The organism is Streptomyces sp. NPDC002788 (genome assembly GCF_053592115.1).
In genome coordinates this window covers 148991-174325 of the sequence record NZ_JBSFVB010000009.1, presented here as the reverse complement: position 1 = coordinate 174325, position 25335 = coordinate 148991, and the positions used below count along the sequence as shown (strand labels likewise).

Sequence of the window (25335 nt, the reverse complement as noted above, 5' to 3'; positions counted from 1 at the left end):
GGGGCCTGTATTGTTCAGTGCGTTCCCGGGCGATTAGCTCAGTGGGAGAGCGCTTCGTTCACACCGAAGAGGTCACTGGTTCGAACCCAGTATCGCCCACCGGAAACAGCCGGTCCGTCACAGACGGACCGGTTTTTTCATGCTCTCCACCAGGGCCGGACCAGCCTCTCAGGCCGCCGCCGGCAGATCCGGACGCAGGGGCCAGGCCGGGTCCACCACCTCGTCCACGCCGCTGCGCGCGAACCACGCCTGCAGCCCCCGGGCCTGCGCCGCGTGCCACACCGCCTGCAGCGTGTGCAGCTCACCGGGGGCGAGCCGTTCCAGCCGGGACGCGAACCGGCGGCCGACCGCCCGGGTGACCTCCAGCGCCGCCACGGCGTCGGCCGCGGCGTCGTGCGCGCCCTCCAGGGCGACGCCGTAGTGCGCGCACAGGTCGGTCAGGGTCCGGCGGCCCTTGCGGTAGCGGTCCAGGTGTTTGTCCAGGACCCTCGGATCGAGTACCAGCAGCGGCGCCGACTCGAACCAGCGGCCCAGGGCCGAGGCCCGATGGCGGCGCAACTCCCGGTCCAGCAGGGTCAGATCGAACGGCGCGTTCATCACCACGACCGGGCGGCCGACGTGGGCCTGCTCGGCCAGCGCCTCCGCTATCTCGTACATCACCGGCGCCGGCCACCGGCCGTTGCGCTGCAGGTGTTCCTCCGTCAGCCCGTGCACCGCCGTCGCCCCGGCGGGCACCGGCACTCCCGGGTTCACCAGCCAGCGGCTGACCCGCGGCCGTAGGCCCGGGGCGTCCTGCACGACGACGGCGGCCGACACGATCCGGTCGGTCTCGACGTCCACACCCGTCGTCTCCGTGTCGAAGGCGGCCAACGGCCCTTCGTACCAGCACGTCGTCATAGCCACACAACCCCTCGTTCACCTTCGGCAGTTGACGCATCGTCCGCTGCCCGATCCGGTGATACCCGGGCTGTTTGCGCCGTACGCCGGAAGGAGACAACAGGAGTACGGGTTGCTGCAGTTCAGCGGCCCGCAGCGGGGACTCACTTGTTCTGGAAGGCTGTTGGCCATGGCCATTGCGCAGCCCGAACGGGGCGGGCTGCTGCCCGAGCGCACGGCTCCCTCTCGCGGCACTCTCGCCACCACCGCCTGCATGGAGACGCTGCAGGTCGGCTATCTGCACGCCGTCGCGGCGGCTGCAGGCTGCTCGCTGTCGCAGCCCTTTCCCGACAACGGCATCGACTGGCACGTCAGCCACAGCGCCCCCGGCCACACGGTCGACGACGAGGTCACCATCAAGGTCCAGCTCAAGGCCACGTACCAGGTGCCGCCCCACCCGCCGGGGCGCACCTTCTCCTTCACCCTCGACAACGACCACCTGGCGAAGCTCGCCCGCACCCCCGTGTCCGTGCACAAGATCCTGGTGGTGATGCTGGTGCCGCGCGCCCAGGACGACTGGCTGCGCGCCGGCCACGACCGGCTGGACCTGAGGCACTGCTGCTACTGGACCAACCTCGCCGGCCAGCCGATCACCGGCCGCCGCCGCACCACCGTGCGCATACCGACATCACGCATCTTCGACGACCGTGCGCTGTGCGAGATCATGACGCGGGTCGGGACGGGAGGAAGACCGTGACGCACCGCCCGGTCGAGGAACCCTCGAGGCCCACGCGGCCCCACCCCGCCGACACCGCCTGGAGCGGCCCTCCGCCCGAGCCCGGGCAGGTCGACCCGGCCGTCCTCGGGGCCCTGCTGCGCCGGCACGGCTGGCACCGGCGCGGCGGTGCCCCGGGGCGCTTCGGCCGCTGGACCCCGCCCGGCCCCGGCGGCAGTGGCACCAGCCTGCTGGTGCCCGTGAGCCGCGCCTTCCCCGACAGCGACGATCTGCTCGGCGAGGCCCTGCTCGCCCTTTCCCGCAGCGGCTCGCCCTCCGCTCGTGAGGTCCTCGTCTCCCTCGCCGTGCCCAGTGACGAGATCCGCTGGTGGCACGACGTCCCCGCCGGGCCCGCCGGCGCGGCGCCCTGGACCGTGGAGGACCGGCTGCGCACCGCCGCCCGCCGGACACTCCTCGCGGCCGCCCTCGCCACCCGCGCCCGGGCCGGCTACCACGGAGCCCGCCACCGGCGCTCCGCCGCCGCCTCCCTGGAGCACGTCCTCGTCGGCTCCGCGACCGACGGCCGGCTCACCGCCTTCGTCCCCGTCGACGGCGGCCGCCCCCTGGCCGTACGCCTCCACCAGGCCCTGTACGCCGCCCGCGAGGCCATCGACTACCAGCGCGCCACCGGCGGCATGGACGCCTTCGACGGGGCTGTCGAGGCGGGAGTGAGTCATGAGCTCACCGAGGCCCTGGTCGCCCTCGTCCGGGGCACCGAAGGCGCCCGGATCAGCGTCGCGTGGGCTCCGGCGGCCGGCGTGCCCGCGGGCTGCGCCCCCTCCGCCGAGCCCGTCGAGTTCTCACCGGGCGACCTCCCCGTACTGCGCGAGGCGGGCGCCCGCTACCTGCGCGAGGAACCGGCCGTGCCCGTGCGGATCACCGGGGCGATCACCCGCATGCGCAGATCGGGGCCGCGCGGCGACGGCACCGTCCGGCTGCGCGTGCTGGCCGGGGCCGACGTGCCCCACGTCCGGATCACCCTGGACGAGGAGGCGTACCGGATCGCCGGGCACGCCCACCTCGTCGGACTGCCGGTGCGGGTGCAGGGGCGACTGGAGAGCCGGGGTGGGTTCCGGCGTCTGACCGGTGCCCACGGCGTCGTCCCGGTGCAGGTCGACGAGGCCGAGCAGGACCGGCTGATGAAGTCGCTCCAGGAGAACGCCGGCGTCTCGGCCTTCTTCGAAGAGGCCTGCGGAGGGGACCGCCGGGACTGATTTCGCGGAGGGCGGTCCCGAATCGGTACGATCCTTACCCGTGCGCGCGCTCCGGTATGGCGCCGCAGCCCCCTTCAGTCAGGAGAGACCGGTGTCAGACGTCCGTGTGATCATCCAGCGGGATTCCGAGCGGGAAGAACGCGTGGTGACGACGGGCACTACGGCCGCCGAGCTCTTCGCCGGCGAGCGCTCGGTCATCGCCGCGCGCGTGGCCGGCGAGCTCAAGGACCTGTCGTACGCCCTGTCTGACGGCGATGAGGTCGAGGGCGTCGAGATCTCCTCCGAGGACGGCCTGAACATCCTGCGCCACTCCACCGCCCACGTCATGGCGCAGGCCGTGCAGGAGCTCTTCCCCGAGGCCAAGCTGGGCATCGGCCCGCCCGTCAAGGACGGCTTCTACTACGACTTCGACGTCGAGAAGCCGTTCACGCCCGAGGATCTCAAGGCCATCGAGAAGAAGATGCAGGAGATCCAGAAGCGCGGGCAGAAGTTCGCCCGCCGCGTGGTCAGCGACGATGCCGCCCGCGAGGAGCTGGCCGACGAGCCGTACAAGCTGGAGCTGATCGGCCTCAAGGGCTCCGCCTCCAGCGACGACGGCGCGGACGTCGAGGTCGGCTCCGGCGAGCTGACGATCTACGACAACCTGGACGCCAAGACCGGCGAGCTGTGCTGGAAGGACCTCTGCCGCGGCCCCCACCTGCCCTCCACCCGGAACATCCCGGCCTTCAAGCTGATGCGCAACGCGGCCGCCTACTGGCGCGGCAGCGAGAAGAACCCCATGCTCCAGCGGATCTACGGCACCGCCTGGCCCACCAAGGACGAGCTGAAGGCGCACCTCGAGTTCCTCGCCGAGGCCGAGAAGCGCGACCACCGCAAGCTGGGCAGCGAGCTCGACCTGTTCTCCGTCCCGGAGGAGATCGGCTCCGGCCTCGCCGTCTTCCACCCCAAGGGCGGCATCATCCGCCGGGTCATGGAGGACTACTCGCGGCGCCGCCACGAGGAGGAGGGCTACGAGTTCGTCTACACCCCGCACGCCACCAAGGGGAAGCTCTTCGAGACCTCGGGCCACCTGGACTGGTACGCCGACGGCATGTACCCGCCCATGCAGCTCGACGAGGGCGTGGACTACTACCTCAAGCCCATGAACTGCCCGATGCACAACCTGATCTTCGACGCGCGCGGGCGTTCCTACCGTGAACTGCCGCTGCGCATGTTCGAGTTCGGGACGGTGTACCGGTACGAGAAGTCGGGTGTCGTGCACGGCCTGACCCGGGCCCGCGGCTTCACCCAGGACGACGCGCACATCTACTGCACCCGCGAGCAGATGTCGGAGGAGCTCGACAAGACGCTCACCTTCGTCCTCGGCCTGTTGCGCGACTACGGCCTGACCGACTTCTACCTGGAGCTGTCCACCAAGGACCCGGAGAAGTTCGTCGGCTCGGACGAGGCCTGGGAAGAGGCGACGGAGACGCTGCGCCAGGTCGCCGAGAAGCAGGGCCTGCCGCTGGTCCCGGACCCGGGCGGTGCCGCCTTCTACGGCCCGAAGATCTCCGTCCAGACCAAGGACGCCATCGGCCGCACCTGGCAGATGTCGACCATCCAGCTCGACTTCAACCTGCCGGAGCGCTTCGACCTGGAGTACACGGCCGCGGACGGTTCCAAGACCCGCCCGGTCATGATCCACCGCGCCCTGTTCGGCTCGATCGAGCGCTTCTTCGCGGTGCTGCTGGAGCACTACGCGGGCGCCTTCCCGGCGTGGCTCGCCCCGGTCCAGGCGGTCGGCATTCCGATCGGCGACGCGCACGTCGAGTACCTGGAGAAATTCGCGGCGGCGGCCAAGAAGAAGGGCCTGCGCGTCGAGGTGGACTCCTCCTCGGACCGGATGCAGAAGAAGATCCGCAACGCCCAGAAGCAGAAGGTGCCCTTCATGGTCATCGCGGGCGACGAGGACATGTCCCACGGGTCGGTGTCCTTCCGCTACCGCGACGGCTCGCAGGAGAACGGCATCCCCTTCGACGAGGCCATCGCGAAGATCCTCAAGGTCGTCGAGGAGCGGACGCAGGTCTGATCACACGGCGTCCCGGCCCCCGGGGAGACCTCGGGGGCCTTTGCCGTCCCCCCAGCACGACGCCATATGCTGCGGTGCATGACGAGTGAGCCGGAGCAGCAGCTGGGAGTCGGGACGCAGGACGCGTTCCAGCGTCTGTGGACGCCCCACCGGATGGCCTACATCCAGGGGGAGAACAAGCCGACCGGCCCGGGCGCCGGCGACGGCTGCCCCTTCTGCTCGATCCCGGCCAAGTCCGACGAGGACGGGCTCGTCGTCCGCCGCGGCGAGCAGGTCTACGCGGTGCTCAACCTCTACCCGTACAACGGCGGGCACCTGATGACCGTGCCCTACCGCCACGTCGCCGACTACACCGACCTCACGGCCGTGGAGACCGCCGAGCTCGGCGAACTCACCAAGCAGGCGATGACGGCCCTGCGCACGGCGTCCGGCGCGCACGGCTTCAACATCGGCATGAACCAGGGCTCGGTCGCCGGCGCGGGCATCGCGGCGCACCTGCACCAGCACATCGTGCCGCGGTGGGGCGGGGACACGAACTTCATGCCGGTGGTGGGACACACACGGGTGCTGCCGCAACTGCTGGCCGACACCCGCAAGATGCTGGCGGACGCCTGGCCGGCCGGCTGAACTGACGCGGGTGGTCTCTCCCGCCCGTCCGGCGCTCGAGGACGAGGCCGTTCAGGCCGACGGGGGTCCGGGGCGCAGCCCCCAGGGAGACCAGCCACACCTGTCCGCAGAGGTGAACGGCGTGACCGCCGCAGGCCTACGCGTCGTACACATCGGCCTTCTTCGGCGAAGCCTCCTGCACCGCCCCGCTGAGCGCCGCCGAACGCGCCCCGAACTTCTCCACGTCCACCCCGTTCTCCCGCAGCACCTTCAGCGCCGCCGAGTGCACCACCCGCAGCACCGGCGTAGCCGCCCGCAGCGCGTCGTCCGCCATGAACCGGTGCCGCCACGGCTGATCCGCCCACGCGTGCCGCAGCCCGAACGGCTCCGGCAGCGTGAGGCTGCCGCCGAGCCAGTTCAGCAGCGGCGGGTACCAGGACAGCGGGGCGCGCGCGGCCAGCCGTACCACCTCGTCGGCGTCGATCAGGGGGAGTTTCACGGTGCGGGTCTCCCAGAAGCGGAGAGCCTTCTGCACCGTCTTCTCCCTGACCGCGGGCTTCTCGTTGAACAGCGGGTTGACCGGCCCCAGGGCATGCCCGGTGACCTCGATGCGCAGGGTGTCGTGGAGCACCGTCACCGTGATCAGCATCGTGATCACCAGATGGCCGTCCCACAGGGTCCACTGCACGCCCAGATAGTGCCGGTCGCCGCTGCCGAACTGCTGTTTGTTGCAGATGTCCTGTATGGCGTGCGTCCGGACCGTGTACGCGTCGACGTCCGTGCCGCTCGGCCTGGACACCTCCGTCGCCTTCTCGCCGATCGGCGTGACGATCCAGTGCGTGATGGACGGCTTGGGGAAGCCGCCGGTGTTGATGGACGTGCGCTCCAGCATGCCCAGACCGCCCTGGATCGCCACGATGACGTCCCAGCTGCGGAACGGGTGGAACTCCTTGCCCGGATCGGCGGAGACCAACTCCTCGGCCAGCTGCCAACTGCCCCACCGCGTGCCCATGCCGAGTATGCCCTTGGGGCCCGCGTAGAAGACCGAGTTGGAGCGCTGCTCGGCGGCGAGGCGGGCCAGCTCCTTGCGGACCTGCTCGGCCGCGTCGCCCGGGTTGCCCGGGACCGCCTCGGGGATCTTGGCGCCCACGCCACCGCCAGCGAGCAGGCTCGACCAGCGCTCGCGCAGGTCACGGGCCGTCCGCTCGCAGATCTGTTTGGCCCAGAACCAGCCGACCACCGGCATGACGACCGCCGCGCGCCCGTACAGGGCCCAGAATCCCTCGAACGGCATGCGGATCAGGAACAGCACGGCCAGCGCCCCCACCGCGACCAGCAGGGTCGTGGCGAGGGCGCCGGCGCGCTTGTCCTCGCGCTTGGCCATGGTGGTGCGCAGCGTGAACACCAGCAGCCACACCAGGAAGCCGGGCAGGAAGAGGACCCCGCAGATCACCGTGATCGCGGAGAGCCAGTTGTCACGGTCGCGGCGGATGCGGTGGGCCGCCATGCAGTGCTCGACGACCACCTGGGGCTCGATGCCGAACGACTGGATGACCGGTTTGCGCCCGGCGCCCAGCATCCGGTCGATCACCGCGCGGGAGAAGGCCTCGCCCAACTTGGGGCGGAAGATCTTCGCCCAGGAGCGCGGCGGGGTCACCTTCGACTGATGCCACTCGTTGTCGGCGTTCAGGATCTTGGTGACCTCGTCGTCCCGGTACGCCGCCGCGGCCAGCGCGTAGGTCGCCGCCGTCTGGCCGCTCGCACCCGCCAAAGGCACCTGGGCCCCGGGACCGAAGTCGAATCCGTCCGTCACTGCCGCCCCCATCGCTGCCGCATCCGCATCTGCGGCCTTCCCGACTTCCGCGCTTCGCACACCTGTTGATCAGGTCATCAGCGTATCCGTCCGCACCGGCGAACGTCGGCGGGCGGCCTGTCAAGCCGCCCGCCGACGCGGAGGGAAGCCCTCACGGGGGCACTTGGAGGCGCCAGGCGCCGACTACGACGCCTTGCGCGCCTCTTCACGCACCCTTTCCGCGACCTGCGCCGGCATCGGTTCGTGCCGCACGTAGTGGCGGCTGAAGCGGGCCGTGCCGTGCGTCATCGACCGCAGGTCGATCGCGTACCGGCCGATCTCGATCTCGGGCACCTCGGCCCGGATGAGGGTGCGCCCGCCGGGTGTCTGCTCGGTGCCGAGCACCCGGCCGCGCCGCCCCGACAGGTCGCTCATCACGGCGCCCACGAAGTCGTCGCCGACCAGCACCGACACCTCGGCCACCGGCTCCAGCAGATGGATCTTCGCGCCGGCCGCAGCCTCCCGCAGCGCGAGCGCCCCGGCCGTCTGGAACGCGGCGTCGGAGGAGTCCACCGAGTGCGCCTTGCCGTCCAGCAGGGTCACGCGCACGTCGATGAGCGGATGCCCGGCGGCGACTCCCTTGGCGGCCTGGGCGCGTACGCCCTTCTCCACCGAGGGGATGAACTGCCGGGGCACGGCGCCGCCGACGACCTTGTCCACGAACTCGATGCCGGAACCGCCCGGCAGCGGCTCGACCTCGACCTCGCAGATGGCGAACTGGCCGTGCCCGCCGGACTGCTTGACATGCCGGCCGCGTCCGGCCGACTTGTTCGCGAAGGTCTCCCGCAGGGACACCCGGTGCGGTACGACATCGACCTGGACGCCGTACCGGCTGCGCAGCCGCTCCAGCGCGACGTCCGCGTGCGCCTCGCCCAGGCACCACAGAACCACCTGGTGGGTGTCCTGGTTCTGCTCGAGCCGCATCGTCGGGTCCTCCGCCACCAGCCGGGCCAGGCCCTGCGACAGCTTGTCCTCGTCCGGTTTGCTGTGCGCCTGGATGGCCAGCGGCAGCAGCGGGTCGGGCATCTGCCACGGCTCCATGAGCAGCGGGTCGTCCTTGGCGGACAAGGTGTCACCGGTCTCGGCGCGGCTGAGCTTGGCCACGCACGCCAGATCGCCCGCGATGACGTGCGACACCGGGCGCTGCTGTTTGCCGAACGGCGTGGACAGGGCGCCGATCCGCTCGTCGACGTCGTGGTCCTCATGGCCCCGGTCGGCAAGGCCGTGCCCGGAGACGTGGACCGTCTGGTCGGCACGCAGGGTGCCGGAGAACACACGGATCAGCGACAGCCGGCCGACGTACGGGTCCGAGGACGTCTTCACGACCTCCGCGACCAGCGGCGCGTCCGGGTCGCATAGCGTGAGTTCGCGCGGCTTGCCGTCGATCGTCGTCACCCGCACCGTCTCGTGCTCCAGGGGGGTCGGGAAACCGCGGGTGATCAGCTCCAGCAGCTCCACCGTGCCGAGTCCCTGCCGGGAGCCCTCGGCCGCGGGGGCGGCGGCCAGGACGGGGAAGAAGACCCCGCGTGCGACGGCCCGCTCCAGGTCCTCGATCAGGGTTTTGACATCGACCGGTTCCCCGCCGAGGTAGCGGTCCATGAGGGTCTCGTCCTCGCTCTCCGAGATGATCCCCTCGATCAGCCGGTTGCGGGCCTCCTCGATCCGCGGCAGCTCGTCCTCTCCCGGCTCCGACTCCTTGCGCTCGCCGGTCGAGTAGTCGAACAGCTTCTGCGACAGCAGCCCTGTCAGCCCGGTCACGGGAGCATGCCCGTCCGGTGCCTGAGGGCCGTGCAGCGGCAGGTAGAGCGGCAGGACCGCGTCGGGGTCGTCCGCGCCGAAGGCCTCCGCGCAGATCCGGGTCATCCCCTCGAAGTCGGCGCGCGCCGCCTCCAGGTGCGTGACGACGATGGCCCGGGGCATCCCGACCGCCGCACACTCCTCCCACACCATGCGGGTCGAGCCGTCCACGCCGTCCGAGGCCGACACCACGAAAAGGGCCGCGTCCGCCGCGCGCAGACCGGCCCTGAGCTCCCCGACGAAGTCGGCGTATCCGGGGGTGTCGAGAAGATTGACCTTGATGCCGTCCCACTCGACGGGCACCAGGGAGAGCTGCACCGAGCGCTGCTGCCGGTGCTCGATCTCGTCGTAGTCGGAGACGGTGCCGCCGTCCTCCACACGGCCCGCCCGGTTCACCGCCCCCGCCGTGAGTGCGAGGGCTTCCACCAGCGTGGTCTTGCCCGATCCGGAGTGGCCGACCAGCACCACATTCCGTACGGACTGAGGGTGGTCGGCCGCCTGTGCCCTGCCGGCGGCCCCAGGGTGTGTCTGTACCTTGTCGCCCATGATTCTGCCTCCCGTGCACGGTGAGGTCACTGTGGGCGCGGACACGCGGGATCCTCCCCCGACTCCGTCCGGGGGTACCCCCCAGCGATGGCGGCTCCGGCGACGCCCGCGGTTATTCGAGCTTTCCACTCCCGTCACGGTGCGTCCATACGAACGACGTGATCGCGCCGCCCACCGGCACCTCGCGGGTTCCCCCAAAAGGGGTCCGGGTGCCCGCCCCTCACCCGCACGCCCGCCTGGCTACGATGGGCCAGCCGGTGGCCAGCAGGGGCCAGACGGCGACACCGACCCTCGGGAAGGCCATGCTGAACAAGTACGCGCGTGCATTCTTCACGCGTGTCCTCACTCCGTTCGCCGCGTTTCTGATCCGGCGGGGCGTCAGCCCCGACACGGTCACACTCATCGGCACCGCCGGTGTGGTCGCGGGCGCGCTGGTCTTCTACCCCAGGGGCGAGTTCTTCTGGGGCACGGTCGTGATCACGCTGTTCGTGTTCTCCGACCTCGTCGACGGCAACATGGCCCGCCAGCTCGGCCGCTCCAGCCGCTGGGGCGCCTTCCTGGACTCCACGCTCGACCGGGTCGCCGACGGCGCGATCTTCGGCGGCTTCATCCTCTGGTACGCCGGCGGGGGCGACGACCTCGTCCTGTGCGCCGTCTCGATCTTCTGCCTGGCCAGCGGCCAGGTGGTGTCGTACACCAAGGCCCGGGGCGAGTCGATCGGGCTGCCGGTCGCCGTCAACGGGCTCGTCGAGCGCGCCGAGCGGCTGGTGATCTCCCTGGTCGCGGCCGGGCTCGCGGGCCTGCACGCGTTCGGTGTGCCGGGCATCCAGTACCTGCTGCCCGTCGCGTTGTGGATCGTCGCCGTGGGCAGCCTCGTCACGCTCATCCAGCGGGTCGTCACCGTCCGCCGGGAGTCCGCCGAGGCCGAGGCCGAGGCGGCCGCGCAGGACGACAATGAGGGCAAGCAGCAGAACGCCTCCCACGGGAGCGAGGCGGCCACGTGAGCGCACAGGACCGGCTGACGGACGCGCTGTACGGCCTCGGCTGGAGCACGGTCAAGAAACTCCCCGAGCCGGTCGCCGTACGGCTGGGCGACACCATCGCCGACCTCGCCTGGAAGCAGCGCGGCAAGGGCGTACAGCGGCTGGAGAGCAACTACGCGCGCGTGCTGCCCGGCGCGAGCCCCGAGCGGCTGGCCGAGCTGTCGCGGGCGGGCATGCGGTCGTACCTGCGCTACTGGATGGAGTCGTTCCGGCTCCCCGCCTGGAGCCCCGAGCGCATCAGGGCGGGCGTCGACGTCAAGGACCTGCACTACCTGACCGAGGGCATGGCCGCGGGCAAGGGCGTCATCCTCGCCCTGCCCCACCTGGCCAACTGGGACCTCGCCGGCGCCTGGGTCACCACCAAGCTCGGCATCCCCTTCACGACGGTAGCCGAGCGGCTGAAGCCCGAGACGCTGTACGACCGGTTCGTCGCCTACCGCGAGGGCCTCGGCATGGAGGTCCTGCCGCACAGCGGCGGCACCGCCTTCGGCACCCTCGCCCGGCGGCTGCGCGACGGCGGCCTGGTCTGCCTGGTCGCCGACCGCGACCTGTCCGCCTCCGGCGTCGAGGTCGGCTTCTTCGGCGACACGGCCCGGATGCCCGCCGGCCCCGCGCTGCTCGCCCAGCAGACGGGCGCCCTGCTGCTGCCCGCCACCCTCTGGTACGACGACTCGCCCGTGATGCGCGGCCGCGTCCACCCGCCGGTCGAGGTGCCCGAGTCGGGCACGCGCGCCGAGAAGACGTCTGTCATGACACAGGAACTGGCCGACACCTTCGCCTCGGGGATCGCCGACCATCCTGAGGACTGGCACATGCTGCAGCGCCTGTGGCTCGCGGACCTCGACCCCGAGAAGGGGCGCCCGTGAAGATCGGCATCGTCTGCCCGTACTCCTGGGACGTACCGGGGGGCGTCCAGTTCCACATCCGCGACCTGGCCGAGTACTTCATCCGGCTCGGCCACGAGGTGTCCGTCCTCGCGCCCGCCGACGACGACACCCCCCTGCCGCCGTACGTCGTCTCGGCCGGGCGTGCGGTGCCCGTGCCGTACAACGGCTCGGTGGCCCGGCTGAACTTCGGCTTCCTCAGCGCCGCCCGGGTGCGCCGCTGGCTGCACGACGGCTCGTTCGACGTCATCCACATCCACGAGCCCACATCGCCGTCACTGGGCCTGCTGACCTGCTGGGCCGCGCAGGGTCCGATCGTGGCGACCTTCCACACCTCCAACCCGCGCTCCCGGGCCATGATCGCCGCGTACTCGATCCTCCAGGCCGCCCTGGAGAAGATCAGCGCCCGGATCGCGGTGAGCGAGTACGCCCGCCGCACGCTCGTCGAGCACCTCGGCGGGGACGCGGTGGTCATCCCCAACGGTGTCGACGTCGACTTCTTCGCCGAGGCCGAGCCCAAGGCCGAGTGGCAGGGCGACACCATCGGCTTCATAGGGCGCATCGACGAGCCCCGCAAGGGACTGCCGGTGCTGATGAAGGCCCTGCCGAAGATCCTCGCCGCCCGCCCGCAGACCCGGCTGCTGGTCGCCGGACGCGGCGACGAGAAGGAGGCGGTGGAGTCCCTGCCCGTCGAACTGCGCTCCCGCGTCGAGTTCCTCGGCATGGTCAGCGACGAGGACAAGGCCCGCTTCCTGCGCAGCGTCGACCTGTACGTCGCGCCCAACACCGGCGGTGAGAGCTTCGGCATCATCCTGGTCGAGGCCATGTCCGCCGGCGCCCCCGTCCTCGCCTCCGACCTGGACGCCTTCGCCCAGGTCCTCGACCGGGGCGCGGCCGGCGAGCTGTTCCCCAACGAGGACGCCGACGCCCTGGCCGACGCGGCCCTGCGGCTCCTGGAGGACCCGGAGCGGCGCGCCGGACTGCGCGAGCGGGGGAGCGCCCATGTGCGGCGCTTCGACTGGTCGACCGTCGGCGCGGACATCATGTCCGTCTACGAGACGGTGACGGCGGGGGCGGCGGCGGTGGCCGAGGACGAACGGGCGACGGGGTTGTGGGGGCGGCTGGGGCTGGCGCGGGACTGACGGCCGGCTTCTGACCGGCCTGGTGTGACGGCGGGCTTCTGACCTGCCTGGTGTGACGGCCGCCTCCCGGCCGGGCGCGGACTCGGCCCGTCCGGTGCCGGAGGACGAGGCCGTTCAGGCCGGTGGCGGGGCGTCCGGGGCGGCCGCCCCGGCAGTGCCCCGCGACATCGCCGGCACGACACCCGGCTGACCGGGCGGAGCGCCCCGGTAGCCTCTTGGCCCGTGACCGCAACCCTCATCTGGATCCTCGTCGCCCTCGTGGTGATCGGCCTGTACCTGAGCTGGACGGCCGGGCGGCTGGACCGGCTGCACGCGCGCATCGACGCCGCGCGCGCCGCGCTCGACGCGCAGCTGCTGCGCCGCGTCTCCGTCGCCCAGGAACTGGCCACCTCAGGGGTGCTCGACCCGGCCGCCTCCATCGTCCTCTACGAGGCCGCGCACGCCGCGCGGCAGGCCGAGGAGGAGCAGCGGGAGGTCGCCGAGAGCGAGCTGAGCCAGGCGCTGCGGGCGGTGTTCGGGGAGCCCGCGCAGGTGGAGGCCGTACGCGAGGCGCCCGGGGGAGAGGAAGCCGCCCGCGAGCTCACCGAGGCGGTCCGCAGGGTGCCGATGGCCCGGCGCTTCCACAACGACGCCGTACGGGCCGCCCGGGCCCTGCGCCGGCACCGCAAGGTGCGCTGGTTCCGCCTGGCCGGCCACGCGCCCTTCCCCATGGCCTTCGAAATGGACGACGAGCCTCCGGCGGCCCTGGTGGACCGGGCCGCCTGACCCCGTTCACCGGCCGTTTTCCGGCGGTCCGCCGGAAAAGGATCCACAGCGTTCCCATTGGCCCTTGCTGTGGCCTGGTCCTGTCACGTTTCCTCGGTGCTGCAGAAAACCCCTCTTTCCCCTCAGCGAGGTCACCCGTGTCCACTTCCGAAAACCAGGCTCCCGAGACCGGAACCGCCCGTGTGAAGCGCGGCATGGCCGAGCAGCTCAAGGGCGGCGTCATCATGGACGTCGTCACCCCGGAGCAGGCGAAGATCGCCGAGGACGCGGGCGCCGTCGCCGTCATGGCGCTGGAGCGGGTTCCGGCCGACATCCGCAAGGACGGCGGCGTGGCCCGGATGTCCGACCCGGACATGATCGAGGGCATCATCGAGGCCGTCTCGATCCCGGTCATGGCCAAGTCCCGCATCGGCCACTTCGTCGAGGCCCAGGTCCTGCAGTCGCTCGGCGTCGACTACATCGACGAGTCCGAGGTCCTCACCCCGGCCGACGAGGTCAACCACTCCGACAAGTGGTCCTTCACGACGCCGTTCGTCTGCGGTGCCACCAACCTGGGCGAGGCCCTGCGCCGCATCGCCGAGGGCGCCGCGATGATCCGCTCCAAGGGCGAGGCCGGCACCGGCAACGTCGTCGAGGCCGTCCGCCACCTGCGCCAGATCAAGAACGAGATCGCCAAGCTGCGCGGCTTCGACAACCACGAGCTGTACGCCGCAGCCAAGGAGCTGCGCGCCCCCTACGAGCTGGTCAAGGAAGTCTCCGAGCTCGGCAAGCTCCCGGTGGTGCTGTTCTCCGCCGGCGGCGTCGCCACCCCCGCCGACGCGGCCCTGATGCGCCAGCTCGGCGCCGAGGGCGTCTTCGTCGGCTCCGGCATCTTCAAGTCCGGCGACCCGGCCAAGCGCGCCGCCGCCATCGTGAAGGCCACCACCTTCTACGACGACCCGAAGATCATCGCCGACGCGTCCCGCAACCTCGGCGAGGCCATGGTCGGCATCAACTGCGACACCCTCCCCGAGACCGAGCGCTACGCCAACCGCGGCTGGTAATCCCATGAGCACTCCTGTCCTAGGCGTCCTGGCCCTCCAGGGCGACGTACGGGAGCACCTCGTCGCCTTGGCCGCGGCCGATGCCGTGGCCAGGCCGGTGCGGCGCCCCGAAGAACTCGCCGAGGTGGACGGCCTCGTCATCCCCGGCGGCGAGTCCACCACCATCTCCAAGCTGGCCGTGCTGTTCGGCGTGATGGAGCCGCTGCGCGCACGCGTGCGGGACGGCATGCCCGTCTACGGCACCTGCGCCGGCATGATCATGCTCGCCGACAAGATCCTCGACCCGCGCTCGGGCCAGGAGACCGTCGGCGGCATCGACATGATCGTGCGCCGCAACGCCTTCGGCCGGCAGAACGAGTCCTTCGAGGCGGCCGTCGACCTCAAGGGCGTCGAGGGCGCCCCGGTGGAGGGCGTCTTCATCCGCGCCCCCTGGGTCGAGTCGGTCGGCGCCCGCGCCGAGGTGCTCGCCGAACACGACGGCCACATCGTCGCCGTCCGCCAGGGCAACGCGCTCGCCACGTCGTTCCACCCGGAACTGACCGGCGACCACCGCGTGCACGCCCTGTTCGTCGACATGGTGCGGGCGGACCGGACAGCCGAGTCCTTGTAGGATTCCTGCGTTCGTTGCTGAGATGGGTTACGCGAAGGAGACAGGCAGATGTCCGGCCACTCTAAATGGGCCACGACGAAGCACAAGAAGGCCGTCATCGATGCCAAGCGCGGCAAGCTCTTCGCGAAGCTGATCAAGAACATCGAGGTCGCGGCGCGGATGGGCGGCGCGGACCCCGAGGGCAACCCGACGCTCTACGACGCCATCCAGAAGGCGAAGAAGTCGTCGGTCCCCAACAAGAACATCGACTCGGCGGTCAAGCGCGGCGCGGGCCTGGAGGCCGGCGGCGCCGACTACGAGACGATCATGTACGAGGGTTACGGCCCGAACGGCGTCGCGGTGCTCATCGAGTGCCTCACCGACAACCGCAACCGCGCCGCCTCCGAGGTCCGCGTCGCCATGACCCGCAACGGCGGCTCCATGGCCGACCCGGGCTCGGTGTCGTACCTGTTCAACCGCAAGGGCGTCGTCATCGTCCCCAAGGGCGAGCTGACCGAGGACGACGTGCTGACCGCCGTGCTGGACGCGGGCGCCGAGGAGGTCAACGACCTCGGCGAGAGCTTCGAGGTCCTCAGCGAGGCCACCGACCTGGTCGCGGTCCGCACCGCCCTCCAGGACGCCGGCATCGACTACGACTCCGCCGACGCCAACTTCGTCCCGACCATGCAGGTCGAGCTGGACGAGGAGGGCGCCAAGAAGATCTTCAAGCTCATCGACGCGCTCGAGGACAGCGACGACGTGCAGAACGTCTTCGCCAACTTCGACGTCAGCGACGAGGTCATGGAGAAGGTCGACGCGTAACACCGGGCCCTGCGAAGGGCTCCGATGACCAACGGGCCGACGGGACACACCCCGTCGGCCCGTCGCGTTGTCGGTGGCACCCGATAGCCTGCACAAACTGGTGATCGAAAGGGAGGGCGCGTGCGCGTTCTGGGGGTGGACCCGGGACTGACCCGGTGTGGTGTGGGCGTGGTCGAGGGCGTCGCCGGACGGCCGCTCACCATGATCGGTGTCGGTGTGGTCCGGACACCCTCGGACGCCGACCTCGGCCACCGCCTCGTCGCCATCGAGCAGGGCATCGAGCAGTGGCTGGACGAGCACCGCCCCGAATTCGTCGCCGTCGAGCGCGTCTTCAGCCAGCACAACGTCCGTACGGTGATGGGCACCGCCCAGGCCAGCGCCGTCGCCCTGCTGTGCGCCTCGCGCCGCGGAATCCCCGTGGCGCTGCACACCCCGAGCGAGGTCAAGGCGGCCGTCACGGGCAGCGGCCGGGCGGACAAGGCCCAGGTGGGCGCGATGGTCACCCGTCTGCTCCGGCTCAGCGCACCGCCCAGGCCCGCCGACGCGGCCGACGCCCTGGCCCTCGCCATCTGCCACATCTGGCGCGCGCCCGCGCAGAACCGACTCCAGCAGGTTGTAGCCCTGCACACATCGAAAGGCCGTACGGCATGATCGCCTTCGTCAGCGGCACGGTCGCCGCGCTCGCCCCCGACGCCGCGGTCGTCGAGGTCGGCGGCGTCGGCATGGCCGTCCAGTGCACGCCGAACACGCTGTCCACACTCCGCATGGGCCAGCCCGCCAAGCTGCACACGTCCCTCGTCGTACGGGAGGACTCACTCACCCTGTACGGCTTCGCGGACGACGACGAGCGGCAGGTCTTCGAGCTGCTCCAGACGGCCAGCGGTGTCGGCCCCCGGCTGGCCCAGGCCATGCTCGCCGTGCACAGCCCGGACGCCTTGCGCCGAGCCGTGGCCACCGCGGACGAGAAGGCGCTCACCGCCGTCCCCGGCATCGGCAAGAAGGGCGCCCAGAAGCTGCTCCTGGAGCTGAAGGACCGGCTCGGCGCGCCGGTGGGCGCGCCCGCCGGCGGTACGGCCGTCAGCGCGGGCTGGCGCGACCAGCTGCACGCCGCCCTGATCGGCCTCGGCTACGCGACCCGGGAGGCCGACGAGGCCGTGACCGCCGTCGCTCCGCAGGCCGAGGCCGCCGAGGGCACGCCCCAGGTGGGCCAGCTGCTGAAGGCGGCCCTGCAGACCCTGAACCGCGCCCGCTGACCCCCACACCTCCGAGGCACATCACATGAACTGGGACGACACGACCGACACACCCGCCGCCGAGCGGCTCGTCGGCGCGTCCGCCGACCGTGAGGACCAGGCCGTAGAGGCCGCCCTGCGCCCCAAGGACCTGGGCGAGTTCATCGGCCAGGAGAAGGTCCGCGAGCAGCTCGACCTCGTCCTGCGGGCAGCACGCGCGCGTGGCGCCACCGCCGACCACGTGCTGCTCTCCGGCGCCCCCGGCCTCGGCAAGACCACCCTGTCGATGATCATCGCGGCCGAGATGGAGGCCCCCATCCGCATCACCTCGGGCCCCGCCATCCAGCACGCCGGCGACCTCGCAGCGATCCTCTCCTCCCTGCAGGAGGGCGAGGTCCTCTTCCTCGACGAGATCCACCGCATGTCCCGGCCCGCCGAGGAGATGCTGTACATGGCGATGGAGGACTTCCGCGTCGACGTCATCGTCGGCAAGGGCCCCGGAGCCACCGCCATCCCGCTGGAGCTGCCCCCCTTCACCCTGGTCGGCGCCACCACACGCGCCGGCCTGCTGCCGCCGCCGCTGCGCGACCGCTTCGGCTTCACCGCGCACATGGAGTTTTACGAACCGGCCGAGCTGGAGCGGGTCATCCACCGCTCGGCGAACCTGCTCGAGGTCGAGATCGAGCCGGACGGCGCCGCCGAGATCGCCGGCCGCTCCCGCGGCACGCCCCGCATCGCCAACCGCCTGCTGCGCCGCGTCCGGGACTACGCGCAGGTCAAGGCCGACGGGCTGATCACCCGGGACATCGCCGCGGCCGCCCTCGCCGTCTACGAGGTGGACGCCCGCGGCCTAGACCGTCTCGACCGGGGCGTGCTGGAAGCACTGCTCAAGCTGTTCGGCGGCGGACCCGTCGGACTGTCCACGCTCGCTGTCGCGGTGGGGGAGGAGCGTGAGACCGTGGAAGAGGTCGCCGAACCCTTCCTCGTACGGCAGGGACTGCTGGCCCGCACCCCCCGAGGCCGGGTCGCCACTCCCGCCGCATGGGCGCATCTCGGCCTCACCCCGCCCCGCTCCCGGACCACCGGAAACGGACAACAGGACCTGTTCGGGGCGTGACGGCGGCGCCACCGCTCCGGCACGGCGAGGACAGTGGCCCAAGGAGGAACCCCGGTGCCATGCTGAGCGTTGTTCCATGCGCGCGGACTCGCTTAGACTCCGCCGATGCCGCCTTTGTCGGCGGCGCACATACCCCCAACCATCTGGCCGCTCACAGCGCGGTCGTGTGAAGGAAGTACCGACCCGTGAGTCTCCTGACCCTCCTCCCGTTCATCGTGCTCATCGGGGCCATGTTCCTGATGACCCGGTCGGCCAAGAAGAAGCAGCAGCAGGCCGTGGAGATGCGGAACCAAATGCAGCCCGGCAGCGGTATCCGCACCATCGGGGGCATGTACGCCACGGTCAAGGAGGTCAACGAGGACACCGTCCTCGTCGACGCCGGTCCCGGCGTCGAGCTCCTCTTCGCCAAGAACGCCATCGGTGCCGTCCTGACCGACGACGAGTACAACCGCATCGTCCACGGCGTCGAGCACGACCTGAAGTCCGACGCCGACATCGTCCCGGACGACGCCTCCTCCCTCACCGAGACCGACGACTCCGCCACCGACGCCCCCGCTGACGACAAGGCCGTCGACCTCGGCAAGAAGGACCCGGCCGACGACCCGGCCGACGAGGCCCCGGCCGGCGAGGCGAAGACGGACGCAGAGCCGAAGAAGACCGACGGCGACTCCGAGGCGAAGTAGTCGCGTCCCGGGGCGGGGCGGGCCCTGCCCGCGCACCCCGGGACAAGACCGGCTCGCCCGGAGTCCCGACACCATGTCATGGCCGCCCGTCCGCCGATCCGGAGCGAGGCGGCCCGAGAGGGAGTACGAGAAGGTGGCCACACCTAAAAAGGGCCGGAGCGCGAGCGCCCAGAGCAAGCCGGGGCGCTCGCTGGCCCTGATTCTGATCGCCATCGCGGCGCTCACCGGTGGGATGTTCGCCTCGGGACACACGACGCCGCGTCTCGGCATCGACCTGGCCGGCGGCACGAGCATCACGCTCCGCGCGGTGCCCGAGGCCGGCAACGAGGCGGCGATCAACAAGACCAACATGGACACCGCCGTCTCCATCATGGAGCGCCGTGTCAACGGTCTGGGCGTCCAGGAGGCCGAGGTCCAGACGCAGGGCCGGGACAACATCATCGTCAACATCCCCAAGGGCACGAACTCCGAGCAGGCCCGCAAGCAGGTCGGCACCACCGCGAAGCTCTACTTCCGTCCGGTCATCGCCACCGAGGTGTCCGGCGGCGGCACGGCCCCGTCGCCGAGCCCCACGGGCAGCCCGTCGGACCAGCCGTCCGGCAAGGCCACCGACAAGCCCGAGGCCACCGACAAGGGATCCGCGTCCCCGTCCGCCTCTCCCACCACGCAGGGCCGCGCGGTCACCGACGCGCTGAAGGCCGACGCGACGCCGTCCGCCAGCGCCTCGGACAAGGCGAAGGCCAGCCCCTCCCCGTCCGCGACCGGCGGCACGGCCGGTGACGACGCGAGCAAGCTGCAGGAGCAGTACGCCAAGCTCGACTGCACCGATGAGAAGACCCGCTCCACCGTGGGCGACGGCGTCAAGGCCTCCGAACCGACGCTGGCCTGCGGCCAGAACGCGCAGGGCCAGTGGCAGAAGTACATCCTCGGCCCCGCCGAGGTCGACGGCACGGACGTCGACAAGGCCCAGGCCGTCCTGAACACCCAGACCGGTGCCGGCTGGACGGTCACCATGGACTTCACCGACGGCGGCGCCAAGAAGTTCGCGGAAATCACCGGCAAGCTGGCGCAGAACCAGTCGCCGCAGAACCAGTTCGCGATCGTCCTCGACGGCGACGTGGTCTCCGACCCGTTCGTGAGGCAGGCCCTGACCGGCGGCAACGCCGAGATCTCCGGCAACTTCACCCAGCAGTCCGCCCAGGACCTCTCCAACATGCTGTCGTACGGCGCGCTGCCGCTGACCTTCAAGGTGGACAGCATGACGACCGTGACCGCCGCGCTGGGCGGTGACCAGCTGAAGGCCGGTCTGATCGCCGGTGCGATCGGTCTGGCCCTGGTCATCATCTATCTGCTGGCCTACTACCGCGGCCTGTCGTTCATCGCGATCCTCTCGCTGCTGGTCTCCGCCGCTCTCACCTACACGCTCATGTCCCTGCTCGGTCCGGCCATCGGCTTCGCGCTCAACTTGCCGGCCGTCTGCGGCGCCATCGTCGCCATCGGCATCACGGCGGACTCGTTCATCGTGTACTTCGAACGCGTCCGTGACGAGATCCGCGAGGGCCGCTCGCTGCGCCCCGCCGTCGAGCGGGCCTGGCCGCGCGCCCGGCGCACCATCCTGGTCTCCGACTTCGTGTCGTTCCTCGCCGCCGCGGTGCTCTTCATCGTCACGGTCGGCAAGGTCCAGGGCTTCGCGTTCACGCTCGGCCTGACCACCCTGCTCGACGTGGTGGTCGTGTTCCTCTTCACCAAGCCGCTGCTGACCCTGATGGCCCGCCGCCCGTTCTTCGCCAACGGCCACAAGTGGTCCGGCCTCGACCCGAAGAGCCTGGGCGCCCAGCCGCCGCTGCGCCGCACCCGCCGCCCCGCCGTCCCCGTCGACACCAAGGAGGCCTGAGATGTCGAAACTCGGCAACCTCGGCGCCCGACTGCACCGTGGCGAGGTCGGCTACGACTTCGTCAAGAACCGCAAGATCTGGTACGGCCTGTCCATCCTGATCACCATCACGGCCATCGTCGGCCTGGCGGTCCGCGGCCTGAACATGGGCATCGAGTTCCAGGGCGGCGCCGTCTTCAACACCCCGAAGAACACCAGCGCCTCGGTGTCCCAGGCGGAGGGGTACGCGGAAGAGGCGTCCGGCCACGACGCGATCGTCCAGAAGCTCGGCGACGGCAGCCTGCGCATCCAGGTGGCCGGCATCGACACCGGCGCGGCGAACGAGATCAAGAACACCCTCGCCGACGACCTCAAGATCGACGCGGAGCAGATCAACGCCGAACTGGTCGGGCCCAGCTGGGGCGAGCAGATCGCGAACAAGGCCTGGCAGGGCCTCGGCATCTTCCTGGTCCTCGTGGTGATCTACCTGGCGATCGCCTTCGAGTGGCGTATGGCGCTGGCCGCGTTCGTCGCGCTGATCCACGACATCACCATCACGGTCGGCATCTACGCCTTGGTCGGCTTCGAGGTCACACCGGGCACGGTGATCGGTCTGCTGACCATCCTCGGCTACTCGCTCTACGACACGGTCGTGGTGTTCGACAGCCTCAAGGAACAGACCAAGGACATCACGAAACAGACCCGCTGGACCTACAGCGACGTCGCCAACCGCTCGATCAACAGCACCCTGGTCCGCTCCGTCAACACCACGGTGGTCGCGCTGCTGCCCGTCGCGGGCCTGCTGTTCATCGGTGGCGGTGTCCTCGGCGCCGGCATGCTGAACGACATCTCGCTGTCGCTGTTCGTCGGCCTCGCCGCCGGTGCCTACTCCTCGATCTTCATCGCCACGCCGCTCGTCGCCGACCTCAAGGAGCGCGAGCCGCAGATGAAGGCCCTCAGGAAGCGCGTCCTCGCCAAGCGGGCCCAGGCCGCTCAGGGCGAGGCCGCCGTCCACGATGACGACGAGTCGTACGCCGGCGAGCCCGAGGACGCCGCAGCCGCGGTCGTCGGCCCGCGCAACCAGCCCGCGTCCCGCACCCGCGGCCGTGGCCGTCCCTCGGGGAAGCGCCGGTGACCGACATCAGGGAGCTGCTGCTCAGCCGCATCCGGGACGTGGCCGACTACCCGGAGCCGGGCGTGATGTTCAAGGACATCACCCCGCTCCTGGCGGACCCGGCGGCGTTCACCGCGCTCACCGACGCCCTCTCGGAGATCGCCGAGCGCACCGGCGCCACCAAGGTCGTCGGCCTGGAGGCCCGCGGGTTCATCCTCGGTGCTCCGGTCGCCGTCCGCGCCGGCCTCGGCTTCATCCCCGTGCGCAAGGCGGGCAAGCTCCCCGGAGCCACCCTCGCCCAGGCCTACGAGCTCGAGTACGGCTCGGCGGAGATCGAGGTGCACGCCGAGGACCTGAGCGCCGGCGACCGCGTGCTGATCGTCGACGACGTCCTCGCCACCGGCGGCACCGCCGAGGCCTCGGTCCAGCTCATCCGCCGGGCCGGCGCCGAGGTCGCCGGCCTCGCCGTCCTCATGGAACTCGGCTTCCTCGGCGGCCGCGCCCGTCTGGCACCGGCTCTGGACGGTGCCCCTCTGGAGGCGCTGCTCACGGTCTAGCCACCACCGCACAGCCCGGTGGACACCGGCACGACACCTCGAGGCGGGCCCGGAGGAATCCGGAGCCCGCCTCTTGCGTTTCCCTGGTTGACGGCTCTCACATCGGTCTGAAGGCGATCCTGGAGCTCAGGATCGCTACCATGGGTGCTCCGGAGCCTGACCGGGGACCCGGATCGCGCACGAGGAGCCCTCTTGCCAGACGAGGCCCAGCACCTGACCGCCGCCAAGCCCGAGTCCGCCTCGGCAGCCGCGGCCAAGCCCGCGCCGAACGCGCCCCACGCGAAGAACGACTCCCGCGGGCCGGTCGAGCACGCCCAGTCGGCGCCCGTCGACAAGCCCGCCGAGCAGTCGCGCCCCAAGCCTGCCCCGCCGGTGCGGCAGGCCTCCGGTCAGCCGGCCCGCAGCGGCTCCTCCAACCGCGTCCGCGCCCGTCTGGCCCGGCTCGGCGTGCAGCGTGCGAACCCGTACAACCCGGTGCTGGAGCCGCTGCTGCGGATAGTGCGCAGCAACGACCCGAAGATCGAGACGTCGACGCTCCGCCAGATCGAGCGCGCCTACCAGGTCGCCGAGCGCTGGCACCGCGGCCAGAAGCGCAAGAGCGGCGACCCGTACATCACACACCCGCTCGCCGTGACGACCATCCTCGCCGAACTGGGCATGGATCCGGCCACGCTGATGGCCGGCCTGCTGCACGACACGGTCGAGGACACCGAGTACGGCCTGGAGGACCTGCGCCGCGACTTCGGCGACGTCGTCACCCTGCTCGTCGACGGCGTCACCAAGCTGGACAAGGTCAAGTTCGGCGAGGCCGCGCAGGCCGAGACGGTGCGCAAGATGGTCGTCGCCATGGCCAGGGACCCTCGCGTCCTGGTCATCAAGCTCGCCGACCGCCTGCACAACATGCGCACCATGCGCTACCTCAAGCGCGAGAAGCAGGAGAAGAAGGCGCGCGAGACCCTCGAGATCTACGCGCCGCTCGCCCACCGCCTGGGCATGAACACCATCAAGTGGGAGCTGGAGGACCTCGCCTTCGCGATCCTCTACCCCAAGATGTACGACGAGATCGTCCGCCTGGTGGCCGAGCGCGCCCCGAAGCGCGACGAGTACCTCGCCATAGTGACCGACGAGGTCCAGGCCGACCTGCGGGCGGCCCGCATCAAGGCGACCGTCACCGGCCGCCCCAAGCACTACTACAGCGTCTACCAGAAGATGATCGTCCGCGGCCGTGACTTCGCGGAGATCTACGACCTGGTGGGCATCCGCGTCCTCGTGGACACCGTCCGCGACTGCTACGCGGCCCTCGGCACGGTGCACGCGCGATGGAACCCGGTCCCCGGCCGGTTCAAGGACTACATCGCGATGCCCAAGTTCAACATGTACCAGTCGCTGCACACGACGGTCATCGGCCCCGGCGGCAAGCCGGTCGAACTGCAGATCCGCACGTTCGACATGCACCGCCGCGCCGAGTACGGCATCGCCGCGCACTGGAAGTACAAGCAGGAAGCCGTCGCCGGCGCCTCCAAGGTGCGCACGGACGCACCCAGGTCCTCCGGCAAGGACAAGGACGCCATCAACGACATGGCGTGGCTGCGGCAGCTCCTGGACTGGCAGAAGGAGACCGAGGACCCCGGCGAGTTCCTGGAGTCGCTGCGCTTCGACCTCTCCCGCAACGAGGTCTTCGTCTTCACCCCCAAGGGCGACGTCATAGCGCTCCCCGCCGGTGCCACGCCCGTGGACTTCGCCTACGCGGTCCACACCGAGGTCGGCCACCGGACCATAGGCGCCCGGGTCAACGGCCGGCTGGTCCCGCTCGAGTCCACCCTCGACAACGGCGACCTGGTGGAGGTCTTCACCTCCAAGGCACCCGGCGCCGGTCCCTCCCGCGACTGGCTCGGCTTCGTCAAGTCACCGCGCGCCCGCAACAAGATCCGCGCCTGGTTCTCCAAGGAACGCCGCGACGAGGCGATCGAGCAGGGCAAGGACGCCATCGTCCGCGCGATGCGCAAGCAGAACCTGCCGATCCAGCGCATCCTGACCGGCGACTCGCTGGTGACCCTCGCGCACGAGATGCGCTACTCCGACATCTCCGCCCTGTACGCGGCGATCGGCGAGGGCCATGTCTCCGCTCAGAACATCGTGCAGAAGCTGGTACAGGCCCTCGGCGGCGAGGAGGCCGCCACCGAGGAGATCGACGAGTCGGTCCCGCCGGCCCGCGGACGCAGCCGCAAGCGCCGCTCCAGCGCCGACCCGGGCGTCGTCGTCAAGGGCGTCGAGGATGTGTGGGTCAAACTCGCCCGCTGCTGTACGCCGGTACCCGGCGACCCCATCATCGGCTTCGTCACCCGTGGTAGTGGCGTATCGGTTCACCGCAACGACTGCGTGAACGTGGAGTCACTCTCCCGGGAGCCCGAGCGGATCCTCGAGGTCGAGTGGGCGCCCACGCAGTCCTCGGTCTTCCTGGTCGCCATCCAGGTCGAGGCCCTGGACCGCTCCCGGCTCCTGTCGGACGTCACACGCGTCCTGTCCGACCAGCACGTCAACATCCTCTCCGCTGCCGTCCAGACCTCCCGCGACCGAGTCGCCACCTCCCGCTTCACCTTCGAGATGGGCGACCCGAAGCACCTCGGCCATGTGCTGAAGGCGGTCCGGGGCGTGGAGGGCGTCTACGACGTCTACCGGGTGACCTCGGCGCGCAGCAGGTCGTGACACCCCGCAGCAGCCACACGAAAGGAGGCTC

Annotated in this window: 23 protein-coding genes and 1 tRNA gene; 21 read left to right on the top strand and 3 right to left on the bottom strand. The window is 70.8% G+C overall.

All coding sequences use genetic code 11. The features are described from left to right. Positions 1-27: 27 nt before the first annotated feature. Positions 28-99, top strand: a tRNA-Val gene (locus ACWD1U_RS18620). A gap of 69 nt (positions 100-168) precedes the next feature. On the opposite strand, the gene ACWD1U_RS18615 is transcribed toward ACWD1U_RS18620, so the two are convergent. After that, a complete protein-coding gene (locus ACWD1U_RS18615) occupies positions 169-897 on the bottom strand; it encodes an exonuclease domain-containing protein (protein WP_451108972.1) in 729 nt (242 codons plus the stop codon). Positions 898-1066: 169 nt separating this feature from the next. Here ACWD1U_RS18615 and ACWD1U_RS18610 point away from each other — a divergent pair, with 169 nt between their 5' ends. From ACWD1U_RS18610 to ACWD1U_RS18595, 4 genes are all read left to right on the top strand, one after another. Then, positions 1067-1633, top strand: a complete 567-nt coding sequence (locus tag ACWD1U_RS18610; RefSeq protein ID WP_451108736.1) for a DUF4365 domain-containing protein — start codon at positions 1067-1069, stop codon at positions 1631-1633. Next, a complete protein-coding gene (locus tag ACWD1U_RS18605; RefSeq protein WP_451108734.1) occupies positions 1630-2865 on the top strand; it encodes a hypothetical protein in 1236 nt (411 codons plus the stop codon). The genes ACWD1U_RS18610 and ACWD1U_RS18605 overlap by 4 nt, the downstream gene beginning before the upstream one ends. Positions 2866-2956: 91 nt before the next feature. Next, the gene (gene thrS, locus ACWD1U_RS18600) at positions 2957-4933 is read left to right on the top strand and encodes a threonine--tRNA ligase (RefSeq protein WP_451108732.1); all 1977 of its coding nucleotides are present in this window, start codon (positions 2957-2959) and stop codon (positions 4931-4933) included. 66 nt (positions 4934-4999) lie between these two features. Next, the gene (locus ACWD1U_RS18595) at positions 5000-5560 is read left to right on the top strand and encodes an HIT family protein (protein ID WP_451108730.1); all 561 of its coding nucleotides are present in this window, start codon (positions 5000-5002) and stop codon (positions 5558-5560) included. Between the two features lie 136 nt (positions 5561-5696). Here ACWD1U_RS18595 and ACWD1U_RS18590 read toward each other — a convergent pair whose 3' ends face one another. Then, entirely contained in the window at positions 5697-7364 is a 1668-nt protein-coding gene (locus ACWD1U_RS18590; protein ID WP_451108729.1) for a hypothetical protein, read from the bottom strand. Between the two features lie 171 nt (positions 7365-7535). After that, positions 7536-9734, bottom strand: a complete 2199-nt coding sequence (locus tag ACWD1U_RS18585) for an elongation factor G-like protein EF-G2 (RefSeq protein WP_451108727.1) — start codon at positions 9732-9734, stop codon at positions 7536-7538. A gap of 245 nt (positions 9735-9979) precedes the next feature. On the opposite strand from ACWD1U_RS18585, the gene pgsA reads away from it, so the two are divergent. The 16 genes from pgsA to relA all read left to right on the top strand — a co-directional run bounded on the left by pgsA (position 9980) and on the right by relA (position 25304). After that, positions 9980-10738, top strand: a complete 759-nt coding sequence (gene pgsA, locus ACWD1U_RS18580) for a phosphatidylinositol phosphate synthase (RefSeq protein ID WP_451108970.1) — start codon at positions 9980-9982, stop codon at positions 10736-10738. Then, positions 10735-11643, top strand: a complete 909-nt coding sequence (locus ACWD1U_RS18575) for a phosphatidylinositol mannoside acyltransferase (RefSeq protein ID WP_451108725.1) — start codon at positions 10735-10737, stop codon at positions 11641-11643. The genes pgsA and ACWD1U_RS18575 overlap by 4 nt, the downstream gene beginning before the upstream one ends. Next, positions 11640-12803 (top strand): glycosyltransferase family 4 protein, encoded by a 1164-nt coding sequence (locus ACWD1U_RS18570; protein ID WP_451108723.1) that lies wholly within the window; start codon positions 11640-11642, stop codon positions 12801-12803. The genes ACWD1U_RS18575 and ACWD1U_RS18570 overlap by 4 nt, the downstream gene beginning before the upstream one ends. 52 nt (positions 12804-12855) lie before the next feature. Further along, on the top strand, positions 12856-12993 hold the full coding sequence (locus ACWD1U_RS18565; protein ID WP_451108721.1) for a hypothetical protein: 138 nt from the start codon (positions 12856-12858) through the stop codon (positions 12991-12993). 32 nt (positions 12994-13025) lie between these two features. Then, the gene (locus ACWD1U_RS18560; RefSeq protein ID WP_451108720.1) at positions 13026-13568 is read left to right on the top strand and encodes a hypothetical protein; all 543 of its coding nucleotides are present in this window, start codon (positions 13026-13028) and stop codon (positions 13566-13568) included. A 137-nt stretch (positions 13569-13705) separates the two neighbouring features. Continuing rightward, positions 13706-14611 (top strand): pyridoxal 5'-phosphate synthase lyase subunit PdxS, encoded by a 906-nt coding sequence (pdxS, locus tag ACWD1U_RS18555; RefSeq protein ID WP_451108718.1) that lies wholly within the window; start codon positions 13706-13708, stop codon positions 14609-14611. A 4-nt stretch (positions 14612-14615) separates the two neighbouring features. Beyond that, a complete protein-coding gene (gene pdxT / locus ACWD1U_RS18550; RefSeq protein ID WP_451108716.1) occupies positions 14616-15221 on the top strand; it encodes a pyridoxal 5'-phosphate synthase glutaminase subunit PdxT in 606 nt (201 codons plus the stop codon). 48 nt (positions 15222-15269) lie between these two features. Then, positions 15270-16022, top strand: coding sequence for a YebC/PmpR family DNA-binding transcriptional regulator (locus tag ACWD1U_RS18545; protein WP_190196877.1), 753 nt, complete (start codon positions 15270-15272; stop codon positions 16020-16022). Positions 16023-16142: 120 nt separating this feature from the next. Beyond that, positions 16143-16673 (top strand): crossover junction endodeoxyribonuclease RuvC, encoded by a 531-nt coding sequence (gene ruvC, locus ACWD1U_RS18540; RefSeq protein ID WP_451108714.1) that lies wholly within the window; start codon positions 16143-16145, stop codon positions 16671-16673. Continuing rightward, on the top strand, positions 16670-17275 hold the full coding sequence (ruvA, locus tag ACWD1U_RS18535) for a Holliday junction branch migration protein RuvA (RefSeq protein WP_451108712.1): 606 nt from the start codon (positions 16670-16672) through the stop codon (positions 17273-17275). Before ruvC ends, ruvA begins: the two co-directional genes overlap by 4 nt. A 25-nt stretch (positions 17276-17300) precedes the next feature. Continuing rightward, a complete protein-coding gene (gene ruvB, locus ACWD1U_RS18530; protein WP_451108710.1) occupies positions 17301-18371 on the top strand; it encodes a Holliday junction branch migration DNA helicase RuvB in 1071 nt (356 codons plus the stop codon). A 185-nt stretch (positions 18372-18556) separates the two neighbouring features. Continuing rightward, positions 18557-19054, top strand: coding sequence for a preprotein translocase subunit YajC (yajC, locus tag ACWD1U_RS18525; protein ID WP_451108708.1), 498 nt, complete (start codon positions 18557-18559; stop codon positions 19052-19054). A gap of 133 nt (positions 19055-19187) precedes the next feature. Further along, on the top strand, positions 19188-20948 hold the full coding sequence (secD, locus tag ACWD1U_RS18520) for a protein translocase subunit SecD (RefSeq protein ID WP_451108706.1): 1761 nt from the start codon (positions 19188-19190) through the stop codon (positions 20946-20948). A gap of 1 nt (position 20949) precedes the next feature. After that, entirely contained in the window at positions 20950-22062 is a 1113-nt protein-coding gene (secF, locus tag ACWD1U_RS18515) for a protein translocase subunit SecF (RefSeq protein WP_451108704.1), read from the top strand. Next, positions 22059-22598, top strand: a complete 540-nt coding sequence (locus ACWD1U_RS18510) for an adenine phosphoribosyltransferase (protein ID WP_451108703.1) — start codon at positions 22059-22061, stop codon at positions 22596-22598. Before secF ends, ACWD1U_RS18510 begins: the two co-directional genes overlap by 4 nt. A gap of 192 nt (positions 22599-22790) precedes the next feature. Further along, positions 22791-25304 (top strand): GTP pyrophosphokinase, encoded by a 2514-nt coding sequence (gene relA / locus ACWD1U_RS18505; protein WP_451108701.1) that lies wholly within the window; start codon positions 22791-22793, stop codon positions 25302-25304. The last annotated feature ends 31 nt before the right edge of the window (positions 25305-25335 follow it).

What these genes read in the sequence shown, in the direction of transcription:
- ACWD1U_RS18615 (WP_451108972.1), bottom strand. Translation starts at nt 897, where the DNA reads ATGACGACGTGCTGGTACGAAGGGCCGTTGGCCGCCTTCGACACGGAG.
- ACWD1U_RS18610 (WP_451108736.1), top strand. Translation starts at nt 1,067, where the DNA reads ATGGCCATTGCGCAGCCCGAACGGGGCGGGCTGCTGCCCGAGCGCACG.
- ACWD1U_RS18595 (WP_451108730.1), top strand. Translation starts at nt 5,000, where the DNA reads ATGCTGCGGTGCATGACGAGTGAGCCGGAGCAGCAGCTGGGAGTCGGG.
- ACWD1U_RS18590 (WP_451108729.1), bottom strand. Translation starts at nt 7,364, where the DNA reads ATGGGGGCGGCAGTGACGGACGGATTCGACTTCGGTCCCGGGGCCCAG.
- ACWD1U_RS18585 (WP_451108727.1), bottom strand. Translation starts at nt 9,734, where the DNA reads ATGGGCGACAAGGTACAGACACACCCTGGGGCCGCCGGCAGGGCACAG.
- pgsA (WP_451108970.1), top strand. Translation starts at nt 9,980, where the DNA reads ATGGGCCAGCCGGTGGCCAGCAGGGGCCAGACGGCGACACCGACCCTC.
- pdxT (WP_451108716.1), top strand. Translation starts at nt 14,616, where the DNA reads ATGAGCACTCCTGTCCTAGGCGTCCTGGCCCTCCAGGGCGACGTACGG.
- ACWD1U_RS18545 (WP_190196877.1), top strand. Translation starts at nt 15,270, where the DNA reads ATGTCCGGCCACTCTAAATGGGCCACGACGAAGCACAAGAAGGCCGTC.
- ruvA (WP_451108712.1), top strand. Translation starts at nt 16,670, where the DNA reads ATGATCGCCTTCGTCAGCGGCACGGTCGCCGCGCTCGCCCCCGACGCC.
- ruvB (WP_451108710.1), top strand. Translation starts at nt 17,301, where the DNA reads ATGAACTGGGACGACACGACCGACACACCCGCCGCCGAGCGGCTCGTC.
- secF (WP_451108704.1), top strand. Translation starts at nt 20,950, where the DNA reads ATGTCGAAACTCGGCAACCTCGGCGCCCGACTGCACCGTGGCGAGGTC.